The sequence below is a fragment of the Microcystis flos-aquae FACHB-1344 genome (assembly GCF_014698375.1).
Lineage (GTDB): Bacteria > Cyanobacteriota > Cyanobacteriia > Cyanobacteriales > Microcystaceae > Microcystis > Microcystis aeruginosa.
Genome location: NZ_JACJSW010000223.1, coordinates 1 through 19,083 on the forward strand (window position 1 = coordinate 1; position 19,083 = coordinate 19,083).

At 41.8% G+C, this 19,083-nt stretch carries 16 protein-coding genes and 2 pseudogenes; 7 read left to right on the forward strand and 11 right to left on the reverse strand.

The genetic code is table 11. The annotated features are described in order from the left end of the window. Nucleotides 1–113: 113 nt before the first annotated feature. A pseudogene (locus H6G48_RS24055) lies at nt 114–423 on the reverse strand (helix-turn-helix domain-containing protein); the annotation flags it as partial. A 50-nt stretch (nt 424–473) separates the two neighbouring features. Between H6G48_RS24055 and tnpA the strand changes: the two are divergent. Next, complete coding sequence (gene tnpA, locus H6G48_RS24060; RefSeq protein WP_190723632.1) at nt 474–875, forward strand: IS200/IS605 family transposase; 402 nt, start codon at nt 474–476, stop codon at nt 873–875. A gap of 43 nt (nt 876–918) precedes the next feature. Here the strand turns inward: tnpA and H6G48_RS27595 are convergent. From H6G48_RS27595 to H6G48_RS24095, 7 genes and pseudogenes are all read right to left on the reverse strand, one after another. Next, nucleotides 919–1,181 (reverse strand): annotated as a pseudogene (locus H6G48_RS27595) (IS607 family transposase); the annotation flags it as partial. 233 nt (nt 1,182–1,414) lie between these two features. Continuing rightward, a complete protein-coding gene (locus H6G48_RS24070; RefSeq protein ID WP_190723634.1) occupies nt 1,415–3,103 on the reverse strand; it encodes a SulP family inorganic anion transporter in 1,689 nt (562 codons plus the stop codon). Between the two features lie 128 nt (nt 3,104–3,231). Beyond that, nucleotides 3,232–3,915 (reverse strand): Mo-dependent nitrogenase C-terminal domain-containing protein, encoded by a 684-nt coding sequence (locus H6G48_RS24075; protein ID WP_190723635.1) that lies wholly within the window; start codon nt 3,913–3,915, stop codon nt 3,232–3,234. Nucleotides 3,916–4,156: 241 nt separating this feature from the next. Continuing rightward, nucleotides 4,157–5,542 (reverse strand): UDP-glucose dehydrogenase family protein, encoded by a 1,386-nt coding sequence (locus H6G48_RS24080; RefSeq protein WP_190723636.1) that lies wholly within the window; start codon nt 5,540–5,542, stop codon nt 4,157–4,159. 45 nt (nt 5,543–5,587) lie between these two features. Next, nucleotides 5,588–6,514: a UDP-glucuronic acid decarboxylase family protein gene (locus H6G48_RS24085; RefSeq protein WP_002759994.1), complete on the reverse strand. Its 927-nt coding sequence runs from the start codon at nt 6,512–6,514 to the stop codon at nt 5,588–5,590. Between the two features lie 260 nt (nt 6,515–6,774). Next, nucleotides 6,775–7,119, reverse strand: coding sequence for a type II toxin-antitoxin system VapC family toxin (locus H6G48_RS24090; RefSeq protein WP_190723637.1), 345 nt, complete (start codon nt 7,117–7,119; stop codon nt 6,775–6,777). Continuing rightward, a complete protein-coding gene (locus tag H6G48_RS24095) occupies nt 7,116–7,352 on the reverse strand; it encodes a hypothetical protein (RefSeq protein WP_002746188.1) in 237 nt (78 codons plus the stop codon). The genes H6G48_RS24090 and H6G48_RS24095 overlap by 4 nt, the downstream gene beginning before the upstream one ends. 385 nt (nt 7,353–7,737) lie before the next feature. Here H6G48_RS24095 and polA point away from each other — a divergent pair, with 385 nt between their 5' ends. The 3 genes from polA (at nt 7,738) to H6G48_RS24110 (ending at nt 11,142) form a co-directional block, all read left to right on the forward strand. Further along, a complete protein-coding gene (gene polA, locus H6G48_RS24100) occupies nt 7,738–10,608 on the forward strand; it encodes a DNA polymerase I (RefSeq protein ID WP_190723638.1) in 2,871 nt (956 codons plus the stop codon). A gap of 4 nt (nt 10,609–10,612) precedes the next feature. Next, nucleotides 10,613–10,858, forward strand: coding sequence for a hypothetical protein (locus H6G48_RS24105; protein WP_190723640.1), 246 nt, complete (start codon nt 10,613–10,615; stop codon nt 10,856–10,858). A 74-nt stretch (nt 10,859–10,932) separates the two neighbouring features. Then, a complete protein-coding gene (locus H6G48_RS24110) occupies nt 10,933–11,142 on the forward strand; it encodes a heavy-metal-associated domain-containing protein (protein WP_190723641.1) in 210 nt (69 codons plus the stop codon). 151 nt (nt 11,143–11,293) lie between these two features. Here the strand turns inward: H6G48_RS24110 and H6G48_RS24115 are convergent, their stop codons facing one another. From H6G48_RS24115 to H6G48_RS24125, 3 genes are all read right to left on the reverse strand, one after another. Further along, nucleotides 11,294–11,590, reverse strand: coding sequence for a nucleotidyltransferase family protein (locus H6G48_RS24115; RefSeq protein ID WP_106909158.1), 297 nt, complete (start codon nt 11,588–11,590; stop codon nt 11,294–11,296). A gap of 235 nt (nt 11,591–11,825) precedes the next feature. Next, the gene (locus H6G48_RS24120) at nt 11,826–12,116 is read right to left on the reverse strand and encodes a nucleotidyltransferase family protein (protein WP_052277368.1); all 291 of its coding nucleotides are present in this window, start codon (nt 12,114–12,116) and stop codon (nt 11,826–11,828) included. A gap of 23 nt (nt 12,117–12,139) precedes the next feature. Continuing rightward, on the reverse strand, nt 12,140–15,682 hold the full coding sequence (locus H6G48_RS24125) for an N-6 DNA methylase (protein ID WP_190723642.1): 3,543 nt from the start codon (nt 15,680–15,682) through the stop codon (nt 12,140–12,142). Between the two features lie 438 nt (nt 15,683–16,120). Here H6G48_RS24125 and petC point away from each other — a divergent pair, with 438 nt between their 5' ends. From petC to H6G48_RS24140, 3 genes are all read left to right on the forward strand, one after another. Next, nucleotides 16,121–16,660 (forward strand): cytochrome b6-f complex iron-sulfur subunit, encoded by a 540-nt coding sequence (petC, locus tag H6G48_RS24130; protein ID WP_002781457.1) that lies wholly within the window; start codon nt 16,121–16,123, stop codon nt 16,658–16,660. A 43-nt stretch (nt 16,661–16,703) separates the two neighbouring features. Then, nucleotides 16,704–17,690 carry a cytochrome f gene (petA, locus tag H6G48_RS24135; RefSeq protein WP_002754684.1) on the forward strand — a complete coding sequence of 329 codons (987 nt, stop codon included), beginning with the start codon at nt 16,704–16,706 and terminating at the stop codon, nt 17,688–17,690. 133 nt (nt 17,691–17,823) lie between these two features. Next, a complete protein-coding gene (locus tag H6G48_RS24140) occupies nt 17,824–18,885 on the forward strand; it encodes a mannose-1-phosphate guanylyltransferase (protein WP_190723644.1) in 1,062 nt (353 codons plus the stop codon). Nucleotides 18,886–19,083: the final 198 nt, after the last annotated feature.

The window sequence follows — 19,083 nt, forward strand, 5'->3', positions numbered from 1 at the left end:
AAGCTTATTAAAAGAATGAGTTATGGATTTACCAATTTTCAACATCTTCGACTTAAGCTGTTTGCTTGCTTTAATTCATAACAAAAATTAACACACGAAAACCAGAAGAGCCAAGTAACGTGATATTGATTGATGGTAAAACCATTGTCAGTAAATCTCGCTGATTGTTTATAAGTCTCTCAAAGACTGTTGTAAAGGGATAGAAGAAACCTCGGTCAGCCAGACTTTTTCTGTCGTCTTTTTAATTTGAGTTAGTCTTTTAGATAACTCGGTATATTTTGGCTTTTTCTCTCCTTGTCGATAGAGTTCTTGACAGTAAGCTAAGGTATCGTTCCAGACAACGCGCACACACCCGAACAATTGAGACAAAAGCCTCTTTTGTTGGTCTGTTGGGTAAATACGGTATTGATACCTCGCTTTCATTGGTTTAATATGTGTGTGTCTGTACTCTATTCTAACTAGGTCTGTTGATAATGTCAAGTCAGTTGCGAAGAGAAAGAAACTCTGTTTCCGATTTAAAGATACACTTGGTCTGTGTGACAAAATACAGAAGAAAGGTTTTTACTAGCAAAAGTCTGACTTTGGTTGAAAAATCTTTTAGGGAAGTTGCGGAAAAGATGAATTTTCAGATATTGGAATTTAACGGGGAGTCCGATCATGTACACGCATTGATTGAATATCCACCGAAATTATCTATTTCCGTGATGGTCAATTCTTTAAAAGGAGTCTCTAGTCGTAAGTATGGACAAGCTGGATATCCTAAGCCGTACGGGAAAGACGCTCTTTGGTCGCCCAGTTATTTCGTCTCTTCTGTAGGAGGTGCGCCACTGGAAGTTCTTAAGTTTTATATCAAAGATCAGGAAAAGCCGTCGTAAAACGACGGGGTTTTAACCCAAATTTTCGATAACCTCTAGCCTAGCAGAATTGCTCCAGTGCTTCTCGTTGGCGGATTAGGTCTTGTTTCTGCTTAGGGGATGAAACTCTGGTATAAATAACTGTTTTTTCTTGATTTCAGGTGGCTCTAGGTTTAACGCTTTATTTAAGTCTTCTTCCGTGTAGTAACGATGGCCTGAAGCGAGTCTTTTTGCTGGTAGTTTGCCGTTTTTATCCCAGATTCTTATTGTTCCGAGACTAAGGTTGATCTTTTGCGAAAACTCGCCTGGTTTGTATCTTTTGTCCATAAGGGGGCTAATGGGACTTAGGCGTTTTCGGTCAGCAAAAAAGGCTCAAACCATTACGGGACAAAGGGTTAACCTCGATTTATGATTTTCCTTGATCTATCTGGGTTTCAGCGATTTTGGGCTTCTCGAAGTAAATCCCAAGCGGGGATTGGAGTTGAGGCTTTTCTCGATTTGTTTTTTGTCTAAGTCCCATTAGCAGGTTTTATTAGCTTTTTGGGTCTAGGAGGGAACAGTTAACGATTTTTAAAAGCTTCGATCGCCGCCGGCAAAGTATAGTAAATTCTCTCTTGGCTAATTTTATCTAACAAGCGGGAACGTTGCAATTCTAAGTACAGATCGTGTTTAACCCTCGCTAGGGCGAAAACTATACCCTGTCTTGATAATTCCCTTGCTAATTCCTCGATAATCTCCACGGCTGTACTATCCAACTCTCCGAGTGCCTCTGTATTCAAGACAAACCATTCTACCGGTTTTGTCTCCCGGGCAATGGCGCTGAGGGCGCGACGTTTAAAGTCGGCCGCATTAGCAAAAAATAAGGGGGCATCGTAACGATAGATAACTAACCCGGGTATTGTTTGCGCTTCTGGCCAATCCTGGAGTGCGTGTAAACCCATCACCCCCGGAACCGTACCCAAGACGGCATCATCGGGCCGGGTAATGCGGGCCAATAAATCGATAACCGAGAGACCGATGGCGATGGCAACCCCGCTTAAAATCCCCGTGGTTAGCACCCCCACCATTGTCAGGACAGCGAGATTAAACTCACTATTGCGAAAGCTTTTTAGTCGTTTAGCGCCGGCAATATCCACCAGTTTACAGGCCGCATAAATCACCAGCGCACCCAAGGCGGCCTTGGGAAAGAGTACCAGTAGCGGACCGAGCAAGAAAATGACCGCCACCACCACCACTGCCACCACCAGGGAGTAAAGCTGACTTTTACTACCCACCGAATCGCCCACCGCGGTGCGACTGGCGCTGCTGCTGATGGGAAATCCCTGACAAAAACCCGCCGCCAGATTCCCCAGTCCCAGGGCTAAAAATTCTTGATTGGCATCGATTTCTTGGTTATGGCGTGCGGCAAAGGCTCTAGCGGTCAAGACGTTATCGGAATAGCCGACCAGGGCAATGCCGACGGCTGCGGTTACTAGAGGTAGTAATTGGGCAAAATCTAGGGTTGGTAAGCCAAAATTCGGCAAAGTATTGCTAATTTTCCCCACTACTGCCACCCCCTCTTGATCGAGATGGAGGGTGGCGACGGCGAGGGTTCCCAGTAAAACCGCCAGCAAGGGACCCGGTGCTTTGGGAAAATATTTTTGGATGACAAATAGAAATAGTAGCAGCAATATAGCGAGGCTAAGGGTTGGCCAGTGCCATTGATTTATTCCCCGAAAAAAAGCTAAAATTTCTTTAAAAACCGTATTTTCACGGATTGACAAACCACTAATTTTACCCAGTTGTCCCGCAATCATGATCACCGCCACTCCCGCCATATAACCGATCAGGATCGGTTTGGAGAGTAAATTAGCTAAAAATCCCAAGCGGGCGATATAACCAACTAAACAGATTAAACCGACCATTAGGGCTAAAAAAGCCGCTAAACTGCCGTAATTTTCTCCTTGAAGGCTTACCATCGGTGCGATCGCTGCCGCCGTCATCACTGCCGTGGTCGATTCTGGTCCGAGGGATAGTTGCGATGAGGAGCCGAAAAGGGCGTAAACTAGGGCGGCTGGCACGAGAGTCCACAATCCCACCACCGGCTCGACCCCGGCCAGGTCGCCGTAAGCCATACACTGGGGAATAGCGTAGGCCGCCACGGTGACACCGGCGAGTATATCTCGGCCCAGCCACTGCCATTGATAGGAGCGCAGGTTTTTTAGCCCGGGTAAATCAGGAAAATCGACTCGTCGGGAGTTTTTACTCATATTTTCTCTGTCAACGGCGACTTAACCTAATTTTAACGGAAGAATTAGCTAGGAAAAGCCCTTAGGTTGAGATATTTTCTGTCAGCAGGATATTTATACCATGTTAGCCGCAATTTTAATTAAATTGGCTAAATATACTCGGAAATATCTTCTTGACAATCATCGGCTAAGTATGATAACGCCCGGAAGCGTAAACCGACTAATTGCTCGTAGAGAGGATTTAACTTGCACAGGGGCGGAATATGCACTAATTTATGGCCAAAAAGCACGATATCGCGTTCAAAAGGACATTGAGGCGGGACCATTTTGCAGATAAACCGGGCCAAGCGCGGATCGTGCATTTCTACCCCATCTAACCAATCTTTGAGGGGATGAAGCAGATCTGGGTGGGGATGTTCGGCACTGATAAACTCGGATTTCTGCGCTTCCGTGGTAATTTCGGGAATTTCACAGATAGTATGTTCTAAAGCTGACAAGGCCTCGATTTCTAACCCGAAAGCATCCCGATAACTATGCAGTAATTGCGCTTCGGCGGGGGAATAAATGCCATCGGCGATCGCTACCATGACCGCCGTGCGGAGGAAGTTTTCTGATATTTTGGGGTCATGACCGAAACTTGCGGCCAATTCTTCGGGACTAATCGATTGATAGAGAACGTGGTCGTCATCTAATTCTAATTCGTGAGCGAAACGGGCGATCGATTCCTGTTCGCTGGTGCTATAATCCCCATCACACCAAGCAATTGTCAGTAATCCCCGTAACCAGTCCCTAACTTGTTCGTTAGTGTAGCGGTATTGAACAGAGCTAACCATAGGTATTGCTAAAACTGATTTCTAGTTTCTCAATTTAATTCTACCCATCGCCCCCGGATTCTAGTGGCCACCGTTCATATCATTTAACTATAGCCAATAACCCCATGGTCAGCTAGGAAGTTTTCGTTTTTCATCTGGCATAATCGGGCAATTTTCGCCCCTAGGAGCAGGGGTAGGGGGTTGGTGCTCCTTGTCCCTTCCCCACCCGCGTCAGTCCTAGTGAAAAGGTGGATTCCTGGGATTAACGTCCGATCCCGAGGTAACGGAAACCGGCTGCTGTCACCACCGCAGGATCGAGGAAATTGCGACCATCAATTAACACGGGTTCGCGCATGGTTTTAACCATTTTGCCGTAGTCAAGACGGAGGAATTCTTGCCATTCCGTCACCACCACCAAAGCGTCACAACCATCGGCCAATCTTTCTGGATCCGATTCGATAATCACACCGCTTAGACCGTGACTTAAACCACTTTGGGAAACTATCGGATCGTATGCTTTTACCTTAGCACCTAAACGATTTAACTGTTCGATCATGGTTAAAGCCGGAGCATCGCGCATATCATCGGTATCGGGTTTAAAAGTTAATCCCAACAAACCGACGGTTTTACCCTTGAGGATTTTTAATTCCTGTTGCAGTTTTTCGATCGCGATTGTCCGTTGACGTTTGTTAACATTGATAGCGGCGTTAAGTAATTCCGTTTCGTAACCGTAGTCTTCCGCGGTATGTACCAAAGCCGACACATCTTTGGGGAAACAGGAACCCCCCCAACCGATCCCGGCCGAGAGGAATTTGCTGCCGATACGGGAATCTAAACCGATACCTTTAGCCACTTGGGTGACATCAGCCCCGACGCGATCGCAGATATTAGCTACTTCGTTAATAAAGCTAATTTTGGTGGCTAGGAAGGCATTAGCGGCGTATTTAATCATTTCTGCCGAACTGAGATCCGTAACCACTACGGGAACGGGAGGCAAGGAGGGATCATCAGCAAATTGACGTTCAACCAAAGGCGCGTACAATTCCTTCATCATTTCGATGGCTTTCGGGTTATTACTGCCTAAAACAATACGATCAGGGTTAAAAGTATCATAAACTGCCGAACCTTCGCGTAAAAATTCGGGATTACTGACCACATCGAATTCCGCTTCGATGCGTTCTAGTGTACTAATACCGCCACCAGCGGCCACGAGATTTTTTTGTCTCTCGGCCACGCCATCGAGGACGATCATCCGTACCCAATCCCCAGAACCGATGGGAACGGTCGATTTATTGACGATTACTTTATAACCACCGTTGAGATGGGCCCCAATACCCCGGGCCACCGCTTCCACATAACGAGTGTCACTTTCTCCCGTGGGTAGTGCTGGTGTACCAACAGCGATAAAGAGGATTTCACCGTGTTTAACTCCCGCTTCTAGGTCCGTGGAGAATTCCAGATTGCCGGAGGCTGCCGAAGACTGCATTAATTCCGATAACCCCGGTTCATAGATGGGGGATTGTCCCGATTTCATCAATTTGACTTTTTCTTCATTGTTGTCAATACAGATAACATGATGGCCGATGTGTGCTAGGCACACCCCGGTGACTAAACCCACATAACCCGTTCCGATAACACAAACACGCATGATAATCACTCCAGTGACAATTAGGTTAAATTTATTGATTAGGGATTAGCTGAGACGAGAACGGAAATCCTCGATCGTCATTTTTAAACCCTGACTTAGAGGAATAGTTGGACTCCAATCCAGATAAGTTTTAGCACGAGTGATATCCGGTTGTCGTTGCTTGGGATCATCTTCCGGCAGTGGTTGATAGACCAATTCGGCCTCGGGATTAATCATGCCTTGGATCACTTGTGCTAATTCCAGAATTGTGTATTCGTCGGGATTGCCTAAATTAACCGGCCCGATAAAGTCCCCATTCATCAAACGCATTAACCCTTCCACCAAGTCAGAAACATAGCAAAAACTGCGGGTTTGGGAACCTTGACCATAAACCGTTAGGGGTTGACCGCGCAAAGCTTGTACGACGAAATTACTCACCACTCGACCATCGTTTTCCAGCATTCGCGGGCCGTAGGTGTTGAAAATCCGGGCCACCCGGATATCGACTTTATGCTCCCGATAATACTCGAAAGCTAGGGTTTCCGCTACCCTTTTACCTTCGTCATAACAGGAACGCGGTCCAATGCAGTTGACATTACCTCGATATTCTTCCGTTTGCGGATGCACATCAGGATCGCCGTAGACTTCCGAGGTAGAAGCGAGCAAAAATCGCGCTTTTACCCGTTTAGCTAGACCCAGCATATACATAGTCCCTAAAACATTGGTTTTAATCGTTTTGACGGGGTTATATTGATAGTGGATCGGGGAAGCAGGACAGGCCAGGTGATAAATCTGATCGACTTCTAAACGGATCGGCTCGGTGATATCGTGACGAATTAGCTCAAAATAAGGATTTCCTAGCCATTTAACGATATTTCGGCGCGTCCCCGTGTAGAAGTTATCCAGACAGATCACTTCATGACCCTGTTCCATCAAGCGATCGATTAGATGGGAACCAATAAAACCTGCACCGCCTGTAACTAGGATTCTCATGTAATCGACAAGTAAACATATAAAATTATTCTTAAAATACCCTTACGCTGGCTTTTTGGCAAATATTTTTTTTGACGAGGTGTTATCAGCGATCGCCGATGCTAGGCTAATGGCTGAATAATGGCTGGGTAATCCTTAAAAAATGTAACAATTTTCGTAGTCATCCCTACAGAGTTCTATATCGTCCAATCTTGTAGGCGTAAATTAGGGATTTGAGAGAAATCACGATAATTGCGTGTTACTAAAATACTGTTTTCTGATCAACTAATCGATGCAATTCTTAAATCTTGTGTTCCTATACGAATTTTTTGCTCCCGTAATTCTCTGAAATGATAATGAGCTTCTAAAGTATAGTTCAAAATTTTAAATTTGCTCAGATAATTAACTATATCTCTCAAACCTTGATAGCCTTTGATTAACTTTTCATATTGATTGCTTTGAGAGTATTTTCTGATCACGCTGAACCATCCTCTTACTTGTTCTTCTAAAGTAATAATTGTTATAGCCGTATCATCAGGATCGATAGACGCTACTCTCCGAACTAAGTTCGGATGTAGTTTTTGCAGTAGGGTTATATGATCGGTATCTAATATATATTGAGTCACGGTGTTTCAACTTGTTGACTGTCTTCTTGGTCAACTTTTTGACGATAGGTTTCTATACTCTCTATGACTTCATCTAAGAGGGGATTATAGGTTAGGGTAACTGGTATATTGAGGAGTGGATGCTCTTGTTGTTGTTTTTTCTGCGCTAATTTTTCAAATAATTGGTTTTGTTCTTCTAAAGAAAGTTGATCGATAGATTCTATAATCTGGCTAAGAGAAAGATGAGGAGTCATAAATTACCAGCCTTTTTGACTAGATATTGATGCTAGTGTAGCATAATTCCCTTCGCTAACAGCTTTAAAACAGCTCCTACAGTAATCGGCATTTTTCTGATAGTGAGTTATTCTAAACAAATATTGGGAGCTACTGTAATTCGGTCTAGTTTTTCCCTAGTGGTACAAGCAGGATGCCTGTAAATGCTATTGATGTAATTGGTAGCACAGGCATCGGCCGCCTGTAAAGAGATAGAAAGATTTAAGTTTAGAACAATGCCAGCCTATGTTATACTCTAAACAGAAAAACCCCCCTTGTCAAATTTGGGCAAATTCGGGCAAAATAGGGAATGTAAATTTTATATACTATTTAGTATTATTTTGATAGGACTAAAGAGGCTAGATTATGACCAGTGCTGGGCAAAATAAGTTATTTATCCTGATCGATGGGCATTCTTTGGCTTTTCGTGCCTATTATGCCTTTGCTAAGTCTCGTTCTGGTCCTCTGCGTACTTCTACCGGCATTCCCACCAGTGTGTGCTTTGGGTTTTTAAATTCTCTGATGCAGTTACTTGAAACTCAAAAACCCACTTATTTAGCAGTTGCTTTTGATTTAGCAGCTCCTTCTTTTCGCCATGAAGCTGATGCCAATTATAAGGCTAATCGGCAAGAGACTCCCGAAGAATTTCGCCCCGATTTAACTAATCTGCAAAGTCTCTTGGCAGCGATGAATATTCCTATTGTGACTTCCCCGGGTTACGAAGCAGATGATGTTTTAGGAACTTTGGCAAAACAAGCCAGTGATCATGGTTATACAGTCAAGATTTTAACAGGCGATCGAGATTTATTCCAATTGGTAGATGAGGAGAAAAAAACCACGGTTCTCTATCTGGATATTAATGCGGTCAAAAGTACCTCGGGACAGGGTTATACAGAATTCAATTCCCAAGCTGTCACGGAAAAGTTAGGGGTGACACCAAAACAGGTAGTAGATTTTAAAGCTCTTTGCGGTGATAAGTCTGATAATATACCCGGAGTGCGCGGAATTGGCGAAAAAACAGCGATAGATTTATTAAAAAAATACGATAACTTAGAGGATATATATACCAATCTAGAATCGATAAAGGGAATGGTAAAAACTAAATTATTAGAGGGTAAAACTGCCGCCGAAAGTTCTCGCTATTTAGCTAAAATTGCCCTTGATGCCCCCGTTAGCCTCGAAGAGGAGAAATTTCGTCTCCGAGGTTTTGATCGGCGTTTGGTTAAACCTTTATTGGCAAGATTAGAGTTAAAGAAAATTCTCCAGAAACTCGATCAAATTCAACAGCAGCTAGGTGGCACTCCTCCCCTAGAATTAACTAGCGATGCTGATTCTAATCAATTGTCTCTGTTTGATTTACCCCCTGTTTCTCCACCGGTTCTAATTGCTCCCGACATTATTGATACTATTCCTAAGTTAGATGCTCTACTGGCCAAATTAAGAACTTTCACTAATCGGCAATTTCCCGTCGCTTGGGACACCGAAACCACGGATTTAAATCCTCGTGTAGCCAAATTAGTCGGCATCGGTTGCTGTTGGGGAAAAGAATTAAATGCTATGGCCTATATTCCTATCGGACACCAGAGCGGTGATAATTTAAATCTAGAGATAGTCCTCGAAAAATTACGCCCAATTTTAGCTGGTGATAATTATCCGAAAGTCTTCCAGAATGCGAAATTTGATATTGATGTTTTTTATCATCAAGGAATTACCGTTAAAGGTCTAGTTTTTGATACTATGGTGGCTAGTTATGTCCTCCATCCCGAACTAACTCATAATCTCGAAGATTTATGCGATCGCTATTTAACTGGTATCACTTCCCTTAGTTATAAAAGTCTCGGTATTCCTGGGGGAAAAACCATCGCTGATTTAGATATTGCCACCACTGCCAACTACTGCGGATTAGATGCCTACGCTACCTATTTGCTTCGAGAAAAATTACAGGCAGAATTAACTAAAATTCCCCCTTTGTATCAATTATTCTCTGAAATAGAATCTCCCTTAGTGATGGTGCTGTGGCAGATGGAAAATTATGGTATAAAAATTAATATTAACTATCTAAAAAACTTTTCCCAGCAACTAGAAAGAGACTTGGCAGACATAGAAAAAAAAGCTTATGAATCCATCGGAGAAACTTTTAATCTTGGCTCTCCTAAACAGTTAAGTGAAATCCTCTTTGATCGATTGGCACTCAATCGCAAAAAATCCAGAAAAACTAAAACAGGTTACTCTACTGATCAAAGTGTTTTAGAGAAACTACAAGGCGATCATCCCTTAATTGATTATATCCTTGAACATCGCACCTTGTCCAAATTAAAATCCACCTATGTGGATGCTTTACCGAAATTAGCTGAACCAAAAACCGCACGAGTACATACAGATTTTAATCAAACCATCACCAGCACCGGACGCTTATCATCCTCCAATCCTAACCTACAAAATATCCCTGTTCGCAGTGAATTTTCCAGGCGAATTCGTCAAGCTTTTATCCCCGAAGATGGTTACTTATTAGTATCAGCGGACTACTCACAAATCGAGTTAAGAATTCTTGCTCATCTCAGTCAAGAACCAGTTTTATTAGAAGCGTATCGTAGTAATCAAGATGTTCATAAAGTCACCGCTCAATTGCTCTTTGATAAAAAGGAAATTACCTCCGAAGAACGCAGTTTAGGAAAAACAATTAACTTCGGAGTTATTTACGGCATGGGAGCGCAAAAATTCGCCCGTGAATCGAAATTAACCGTAGAACAGGGCAGAAAATTTATTGAAAAATATCATCAACGTTATGCCCAAGTATTTGAGTATTTAGAAAATAGCAAAAAACAAGCGATCGCTCAGGGATATGTGGAAACAATTTTGGGTAGAAGACGTTATTTTAACTTCGATAATCCCCTCTTAAAAAGACTGCGGGGACTGTCCTTACATGACATCGATTTAGATAGCCTCAAACTCAACAACGAGGAGGCACAATTATTAAGATCGGCCGCTAATGCGCCCATTCAGGGTTCCAGTGCTGATATTATTAAAGTAGCGATGGTAAAATTGGCCGAGGTACTGCAAAATTATCGAGCGAGATTACTGCTGCAAGTCCATGATGAATTAGTCTTGGAAGTACCGAGGGAAGAATGGCCATCCCTAGAGTCAAAAATCAAGACGACTATGGAAGAAGCTGTCTCCTTGACGATCCCTCTCTTGGTAGAAATAAAAGCCGGTGACAATTGGATGGAAACTAAATAAAACTATGATCGAAAACAGACAATTTTTAACCCCAGAAGAATCCGCAGATGTGGACGCTGCCCTCTTGACTTCTCCCGAAAAATTCCTGACTCGTTTAACAATTTCTTCCCTACGCTTACTAAAAATAATCGCCGAAGATATGGGAGTAACCCTAGAAGAACTAACCCATAAACAGGTCATTCAATGGCTAGAAAAAGATAGTCAACTGCGTCGGGAACAGGGGATCGAGGCGGCAGTGCTGAAATGGTAAATAAACTCTTAAAAAATCAGCTATCCCTGACAATTTATGTTATTTTTTAGCTATAAGTTGCTGGAGTTAGAACAATGACAATTACCCTAAAAGTGCCTAGTATTGCCTGTGAAGGTTGCGCTAATACCATTACTAAAGCGATTAACAATCAGCAACCGGCAGCCCAAATATCGGTGGATGTAGCCAATAAAATCGTCACGGTAGAAACCACCGCATCCCTTGCAGAAATTGCCCAATGGATCAGCGAAGTCGGCCATATTGTTGAGTCTAGCAGTGAGGGTTGACATCCTCCCCCGTTAAAAATATACCTCTGGTAAAAATCAACAATTGTCGTGATTATTGTTGAATGTCATCTCGAATACTGCTCGACTGACACCTTCTACAAAGCTAAGTGCTTTATTTGCTGTGTCAATCATGTGTTCAACATACACTTGATTATCTTTCTGCGACATAACACACCTCTGCTGTTGCTAAAACACGCTCACGAATATGATGATTAAGAGATTTGATGGTAACGAGATCAATAGTACGTCCATCAAATAATTGAGATAATTCTTCTTGAATTTGATGAAGTTTGAAAAAACTAGGGGTAAAACCAAGTTCAAACTCAACGAGCAGATCAATATCACTATCTGCGGTGAAATCATCTCGTAAAACTGAACCAAATAAGGAAAGTTTATGAATATGCCAATGTTGGCAAAGTTGTGAGAGTTTTTCTTGAGGAATTTTCATATTTTTGTGTTGATCAGATTAGGTTTACTCCCAAGCTTTCTAGTTGTTGGTTTATCCAAGTGGTTGCCGTTTCTTCATCGGTTTCTATCGCTTTTTCTACTCCTATTTTAGCAATTTCTAAGAGTTGTTTGGATTTTTGCTTTTAAAGCACTCTTAGAGTAAGGGTGTGATCGCTTTCAAAAGTTCTGTTAATTTATTTTTCCATCAGTATAGCGCAAAATACGTCTGATAGCATTTACAATGAGGCATATATAATCTGTGCTGATTCTAAAATGTTTTTACATCTTAGCCAGTTATCACTCCGTTTGAGTGCTGCTTTCACAATTAAATCTACTTTTCGGTTGAAAATTGCTTGCAGTTCATCGCGCATTTGTAGGGTTTCGGTTAAACCTCGTTTAGCAGTTGGGGAAAAGGTAATTAAAATATCAATATCGCTATCTGAACGGAAATCTTCGCGTAAAACTGAACCAAATAATGCCAATTCGGTGACTTGCCACTTTTGACAAAATCCTTTAATTTGTTCCATTGGTAGATTTATTTTTGTGTTCATCAGATTAGGTTTACTCCCAAGCTTTCTAGTTGTTGGTTTATCCAAGCGGTGGCCGTTTCTTCCTCGGTTTCTATCGCTTTTTCTACTCCTATTTTAGCAATTTCTAACAGTTGTTTGGATTTATTTCTTTGATGAGATGCTTCTTCTAGATAAGTTAAAATTCTAGACTGAATTTCTTGAGTAAGCAAAGGTATAATTAACTTTTGAAAATTAGGAATATTGACATAAGGTTGTACATTGCCCGTTTGTTGTCTGATTAGTAAAGGTCGTCCAACAGATTTAATATATAGAGCTAAAATGTATGGATTAATTATAGATTGATTGCACGTTAGCTTAACAATATTTTGATTGATAATCGCTAAGGCATCTATTAAATAAACTGCTACATTTCCAATCGTTCCTGTCATAGAAACAAGAACATCATCTCTATCAACTGATATACTTCTATATTTGATCAAAGTTTCATGTTCTATTGAGTACAGTTTTTCTTCGTCAATCTCTAGAGATTGATTGAAAGCTTCTACTCTAACAAATTTTGGTTTGTTTGACATAAACTCTTGAATTACTCCCTCTGGTGTTGTGCCATTTTTAATATCTTTAATTAAGACATCTCTAATATTAGTCCATCCTCCAATATAGGATTTAACTTGTTTCTCAATTTCATCATATTTCGGTTGATAATACTCAGCATCTAAGCGTCCAGAAGACAAAAACGACTCAGAAAAACTTTTAACCGCAATGTTTTCTTCTGTGGGTTGCCAATCTTTTAAACCAAGTTCTGTTAATAGTAAATCTTCAGCTTGTTGGTAGATTATTTTACTTTTTTTCACTTCTATAGATGATTGATTGACTAACCGTTCTATTATTTTCTGAAAGTAATCAGACAGAACGGGAAAAAGAATATTTTTTAAGTAGTAAGGTGCTACTTCAGGCTGTACGCCTCCATACATCCCCTTGTTAATTTGCTCTTTTCCATAAATAGTATTTAGAAAAACTGCTAGAAATGACTGGTTAATTATTTTGTTTCTTAAGATCAAAACGTGAGATGATGCAATCGCTTGTATTTCCTCATTAAAAATTAAAGTATCTCCAAAATTTGCACCAGTTCTTGTGATCAGAATATCATTTTTTTTTATTTCATTCTTAGATAATTTTTCCGCATCTTCTAGAGATATATATACCTGATTCGATAAATCGACTCTTAACGGACGTAAGTTTTGAGTTCTAAAAAACAAGACTCCTGATAAATCATCTTCTACATACTCTCGCTTAATTTCTGTTGGATGAATAATTATAGGTTGTGTTTCACTCAGTCTCATAGATTGGGGTAATTCATTAATTTTGTCCTCAATCTGAAAGTATTTTCTTTTAAAAAACTCACTATCAAATCGAAAATTAATATTATGCTCAAGTACCTGAATAAATGAAATTTCTGTTGCTTCCAACCTATCCATTAACTGCTGATATTTAACCGCATCAAAAGCTCCCCCCCTGTCCCCCTTATTAAGGGGGGTGGCGTTAGCCGGGGGGATCTCAAAAAAACTTAAATTCTCCTTTTTAGCAAACTCAATAAAAGCCTCAGCGATACCATCTTCCGTTAATCCATCATGATTAAAAAGATCATGATCCACAATCCAATGATTATGTTTATCTAAGAGAAAATCCCCCGAATCATCAGACCCTTTAACATAAACTTTTTCTCCAGAATTATCCTTGCCTGACTTCTGCATCGTCGCAAAAAAGATATTATAATCATCCTGACGAGGACAAAGTGCGCCTATTTTGGGATCATCATTCCATTTTTGCACCAATAACACCGAGGTTTTTGTTCCTGTATGGGGTTTAAAAGTATTACCATGTAATCCCACCACTGCCAAAATTCGACATCTTTCGGCAATAAAATCCCGAATATTTTTATCAGAGGAATTATTAAAGCGTCCTTGGGGTAAAACTATCGCCATTCTTCCCCCCGGTTTCAAAAAGTCTAGATTGCGCTCAATAAATAAAATATCGCGTCCTACCTTAGTTTCCCATTTACCGTTAGGCTTTTTTGCTAAGTCATAACGAGCAATCATGCGCGTTTCTTTGATATCACCCGCAAAAGGTGGATTTGCCATCAAAATATCGAATTGAAACTCTCGATAATCCTTACTGCCTTTGGGTCTAAGTTTTTTGAGACGATTAAATCCGGCAAAATAAACATTTTGCCAATCATCTTCTTTAGTAACCTCATCCCATAATTCATAATCTAGGGTGTTTAAATGTAGTACGTTTGTTTGTCCATCTCCAGCAATCAGATTGAGGGTTCGTGCTACCCTTACCGCTTTTTCATCAAAATCAATAGCAAACACCTTTTCTTCCACATATTCCTTACAACGGGGTGGCTTTTCTTCCAATGAAAATAAATGACTTGCTTCTAATCCCTCATCCTCTAGAATCTGCCGCCAAACATGAAAGATTGTATGTACTGGAAAACCCGATGAACCGGCTGCAGTATCAATCATATATTCATCTTCTTGGGGGTTAAGCATCTTCACACACAGATCAATCACATAACGAGGGGTGAAAAACTGTCCTTTTTCCCCTTTACTGCTTTGATTGATTAAATACTCAAATGCTTCATCAATTACATCTAAATTAGAGTTAAATAGCTTCGCATCCTTCAACGATGAAACACAAATCGGTAGATGAGAGAGAGCAAGGCCAATCTTGACATCCTCACTAAATATACCTGGCCACTTTTTCTTAGCTTTGTCAAAAAGATCCTGAATTTTCGTTTTTAATGCGCTTTCTGTTTGTCCTGTATTACGAAACTCCAGAGAACGAGTAGAACGTCGATTCCCTTGTCCAGAATACCATTCATCATAGAGCTTGGCAAAAATCAGCTTAAATAATTCCTCAAAGACATCTACCCCCGCATTTGCTAATACCTCATCTTCCATTTCTTCGATTAGCGTTTTCAGAGATTTATTTTCTTTGACTAACTTATCCTTGGCGATTAAATCATCTAAAGTGAACTTAATCTGGAGAATATCTGCTAGGGTTTGATTAGAGTTAGGGATATCTGGAATATCTTCAAAATAATTGGGATCTTTGCGTTGATAATAGGAAATCTGATCGCCGTTCGTCCAGACAGCCATCGGCGAACCTGTGGCATTACAATAGGAACGTAGTTGTGCTTTTCCATCCTTCCACTTCGGACTCTTTACCTCTACCAAAATATAAACTGTGTTCAGGCGATCTTTGTCCATCACCGCAATATCTGCTCGTTTTACCTCCCTGCCAAAATTAACCCCATACTCCACCTGAATGCGACTGAGAGGATAATTTAAGCGATCGCTTAAAACCCTTAAATATAATTGTCTAATCGCTTCTTCTGGGGTAAGTTTAATCTCTTTTTTCCTTACTAAGCAAATTGTATAGGGAGCTTCCCCATTTTTCGTCTTTTTCAGCGTAATTGTCTGCTCTAATTGCTCAATTTCCGCCGGCGTAAACTGGGACAACTTATAACTTGAGTCTTTGAGAATATCAGCTAATTTCATAAGTTAAAGATGATAGAGATAAATAAAAGTTTTTATACCAAGCATTGAAAGTAATCCCAGCCTTGACAAATTGAGTTAAGTAATCTATTTATGCAAGACTTTTCCCTGTACCAGCCAGTAGGCATGACTTGAAATCATTGTATTCTTGGCTACTAACTTAAGTTAAAGGTATATGGGGACTTAACTTTTCCATTGGATCGAATTTTTTAAGATTCTTTCGGTGTTTGCGGTTTCTCATCTCGGCAAAAGCGATCAAACAGCGATCGCATTTGACGCAGCTTTGCTGTGGCAATTGTCCGTGACTCAATATCTGTAATAATCTAATACAGCCCTTGTAAACCTTCTTTAAGCTCTGGGTTTTCGTCTTGATCGAGATGCACAAAATCGCCCTTAGATGAGAATTAGTTTACAAAAATTTACATTTGGAGATAAGGAGCAATGAGTCAAGTTTCCGGTACAGATGTTCCCGATTTGGGTCGTCGTCAATTTATGAACCTGTTGACCTTTGGTACAATTACCGGAGTAGCAGCGGGGGCTTTGTATCCGATTGTTAAGTATTTTATTCCCCCCTCGGCCGGTGGTACGGGGGGCGGTGTCACCGCTAAAGATGCCCTAGGCAATGATGTGATTGTCAGTCAATTTCTGACCAGCCATAACGCTGGCGATCGCACATTAGCCCAAGGCTTAAAAGGCGACCCCACCTATTTAGTTGTCCAAGAGGACAAAACCCTGGCCAACTACGGAATTAACGCCGTCTGTACCCACTTAGGTTGTGTGGTGCCTTGGAATGCCAGCGAAGAAAAATTCATGTGTCCTTGCCACGGTTCCCAGTACAATGCCGAAGGAAAAGTAGTTCGCGGTCCAGCGCCTCTATCCTTAGCCCTCGCCCATGCCAACGTCACCGATAATGATAAAGTCGTCTTCTCCACTTGGACGGAAACCGACTTCCGCACCGGTGAAGAACCCTGGTGGTCCTAGATTATTCAATGTGACGAGATTTGGAATTATTCAACCGATAGAGATGAGAACATTCAACTTTTTAAGCTTCCCGCAAGTCCACAGACAGGCCCTAGTGAAAGCCGTCCTCGTGGCGATCGCTACCGTTTCCCTACTCCTAACCAGCGATGTCATTAACCCCCAATCTGCCCAAGCATATCCTTTTTGGGCGCAACAAACCGCCCCGGAAACCCCCAGAGAAGCAACAGGTCGGATTGTCTGCGCGAACTGCCATTTAGCCCAAAAACCCGCCGAAATTGAAATCCCCCACTCGGTATTACCCGATAGCGTCTTTGAAGCAGTGGTAAAAATCCCCTACGATCCCGCCAGTCAACAGGTGTTAGGAGACGGATCGAAGGGGGGTTTAAACGTCGGTGCAGTCTTAATGCTACCGGATGGTTTTAAAATCGCGCCCCCCGATCGCATTCCCGAAGAAATGCAGGAAAAACTCGGTGGAGTCTATTTCCAATCCTACAAAGAAGGTCAAGATAACGTGGTTATCGTCGGCCCCTTACCCGGTGATCAATACAAAGAAATCGTTTTCCCCGTCCTGGCCCCCGATCCTAGCCAAAATAAAGGTATTCACTTCGGTAAATATGCTGTGCATTTAGGGGCCAATCGCGGTCGCGGTCAAGTGTACCCCACCGGTGAACCCAGCAATAATAACGCTTTCAAAGCTTCTACCGCAGGTACAATTAGCCAGATCAGCAAAACCGAAGCCGGTGGTTATGAAGTCACCATCACTTCCGAAGCTGGCCCCGTGGTGGAAAATATTCCCGCAGGTCCTGAGTTAATCGTCTCGGAAGGTCAAGCGATCGAAGTGGGACAATTTTTAACCAGTAACCCCAATGTTGGCGGTTTTGGTCAAAAAGAGACGGAAGTTGTCCTACAAAATCCCGGCCGGATCAAAGGATTAGTTTTATTCCTCGGTGGTATTATGCTCTGCCAAATCCTCTTAGTTATTAAGAAAAAACAAGTGGAAACAGTACAAGCGGCCGAAATGAATTTCTAATCGCAATATTTCGGTTATTTTTGCTAAAAAGCGGGTTATTTGCCCGCTTTTTGGCTTTGAGTCAGGAAAACGCTCACCCCTCGCTGCCGTCTGATACAATCGGTTCAACTTAACCGATAAGTGTCAATTTTTTATGAATCAGTCGCTTGTTCCAGTCATTCTCGCCGGGGGTAAAGGGGAACGTTTTTGGCCTCTCAGTCGTCTAGCGCGTCCGAAACAGTTTCTCTGTCTTGATGATAGTGGTCGCAGTCTTTTACAAGCAACGGCCGATCGTCTATTATCTTTAGCGGCAGGTTGGGAAAATCTCTGGGTAATTACCGCTAGTGCGATCGCTGATGGTGTCCGCGAACAACTGCCCGATTTACCGGAGAGTAACCTATTAGTGGAACCGGTGGGCAAGGATACGGCCCCGGCTGTGACTTGGGCCACCTTAGAAGTGATAAAACGTTATGGTAAGGAAGTGGCGATCGGTTTTTTTCCTGCCGATCATTATATTGGTGATCAAGAGGCTTATATTAACACTTTAAAAGCGGCCGTAGAACTGGCCGTCAGCCAAAAAGCGATCGTTACTTTAGGAATTAAACCCGATTATCCCTCCACCGGTTACGGTTATATCGAACAGGGAGAAAATCAGGGCGAATTTAATGGTTTACCCGTCTATAAAGTGAGTCGTTTTACGGAAAAACCCGATCGCACCACGGCCGAAAAATTCCTAGAAACGGGACTTTTTAGCTGGAATAGCGGAATGTTTATCTTTCAGGGACAAGTGGTTTTAGAGGAGCTAAAAACCCACGCTAATAATATTTTACAACCTCTGAGCGATCGGGGCATCGCTGCCTATGAGGATTTAGAGAAAAAAAGTATCGATTATGCTTTGATGGAAAAAACCCAACTCGCTTACGTTTTACCCGCTAATTTCGGTTGGGATGATCTAGGAGATTGGAATTCTCTGGAAAGATTACTAGCAGCAAAGGGCAAAAATATTGAACTGGCCAATCATGTCGGTTTGGATACGGAAGGCTCTATTATCTATGCTAGTGATGAGGAAGAAGTGATCGTTACTATTGGTTTAAAAGATCTGGTAATTGTTCGCGACGGTAAAGCAACTCTCGTTGTCCACAAAGATCGTACCCAAGATATTAAACAAGTTCTCAAGCAATTACAAACCGATCCCAAATTGGAGAAATTGTTATAGGATCGATAAGTACCTAAGCAAAATTAATTAAGTAGTCGGACATAAATTCTGTTGTCTATCTTAAGAAATGTAAATTGCCGCAATTCTTACTGACTACTGACTTGAAAGTGGCAAGTGGGGAGAATACACAAAAGCTGTCTCCTGTCTCCTGTCTCCTTACCCCACAGTTAACTTTACTTTTGTCCAACTACTTAATAC

Excerpts from the sequence above, each read along its gene's own strand:
- tnpA (WP_190723632.1), top strand. The coding sequence starts at position 474 with ATGTCAAGTCAGTTGCGAAGAGAAAGAAACTCTGTTTCCGATTTAAAG.
- H6G48_RS24070 (WP_190723634.1), bottom strand. The coding sequence starts at position 3,103 with ATGAGTAAAAACTCCCGACGAGTCGATTTTCCTGATTTACCCGGGCTA.
- H6G48_RS24075 (WP_190723635.1), bottom strand. The coding sequence starts at position 3,915 with ATGGTTAGCTCTGTTCAATACCGCTACACTAACGAACAAGTTAGGGAC.
- H6G48_RS24080 (WP_190723636.1), bottom strand. The coding sequence starts at position 5,542 with ATGCGTGTTTGTGTTATCGGAACGGGTTATGTGGGTTTAGTCACCGGG.
- H6G48_RS24085 (WP_002759994.1), bottom strand. The coding sequence starts at position 6,514 with ATGAGAATCCTAGTTACAGGCGGTGCAGGTTTTATTGGTTCCCATCTA.
- H6G48_RS24095 (WP_002746188.1), bottom strand. The coding sequence starts at position 7,352 with ATGACTCCTCATCTTTCTCTTAGCCAGATTATAGAATCTATCGATCAA.
- polA (WP_190723638.1), top strand. The coding sequence starts at position 7,738 with ATGACCAGTGCTGGGCAAAATAAGTTATTTATCCTGATCGATGGGCAT.
- H6G48_RS24105 (WP_190723640.1), top strand. The coding sequence starts at position 10,613 with ATGATCGAAAACAGACAATTTTTAACCCCAGAAGAATCCGCAGATGTG.
- H6G48_RS24110 (WP_190723641.1), top strand. The coding sequence starts at position 10,933 with ATGACAATTACCCTAAAAGTGCCTAGTATTGCCTGTGAAGGTTGCGCT.
- H6G48_RS24115 (WP_106909158.1), bottom strand. The coding sequence starts at position 11,590 with ATGAAAATTCCTCAAGAAAAACTCTCACAACTTTGCCAACATTGGCAT.
- H6G48_RS24120 (WP_052277368.1), bottom strand. The coding sequence starts at position 12,116 with ATGGAACAAATTAAAGGATTTTGTCAAAAGTGGCAAGTCACCGAATTG.
- H6G48_RS24125 (WP_190723642.1), bottom strand. The coding sequence starts at position 15,682 with ATGAAATTAGCTGATATTCTCAAAGACTCAAGTTATAAGTTGTCCCAG.
- petC (WP_002781457.1), top strand. The coding sequence starts at position 16,121 with ATGAGTCAAGTTTCCGGTACAGATGTTCCCGATTTGGGTCGTCGTCAA.
- petA (WP_002754684.1), top strand. The coding sequence starts at position 16,704 with ATGAGAACATTCAACTTTTTAAGCTTCCCGCAAGTCCACAGACAGGCC.
- H6G48_RS24140 (WP_190723644.1), top strand. The coding sequence starts at position 17,824 with ATGAATCAGTCGCTTGTTCCAGTCATTCTCGCCGGGGGTAAAGGGGAA.